The 323-nt window shown below is 51.1% G+C and carries 1 pseudogene; it reads left to right on the top strand.

Features of this window, described 5'->3' with window-relative positions:
- Positions 1-323 (top strand): annotated as a pseudogene (locus tag HMPREF2541_RS12245) (hypothetical protein); the annotation flags it as partial.

Here is a 323-nt window from a genome sequence, read left to right on the forward strand (position 1 = left end):
TGGACAAGCAAAGAAAACCCCTGCCGCAACGTCAAGAAGCACAGCAAGAAGCGCCGTGAGGTTTATATTGAGGATTACCTGTATCAGGCCGTCTATCAGGCTGCCAGCCAGCAGATGCGTGATTTAATGGACATTGCCTACATCACCGGCCAGCGCCCTGTTGATATAGTCGGCATTCACAGCAGCCACATCCACGAAGGCATCCTACATATCAGCCAGCAGAAAACAGGCGCTAAGCTACGCTTTGAAATCAGCGGCAAGCTCAAAGAAATCATCGACCGTATCCACCAAGATAACGGCTACCTGTTTCTCAACAGCCACGG

The sequence above is a fragment of the Eikenella sp. HMSC061C02 genome (genome assembly GCF_001809035.1).
Classification (GTDB): Bacteria; Pseudomonadota; Gammaproteobacteria; order Burkholderiales; family Neisseriaceae; genus Eikenella; species Eikenella corrodens.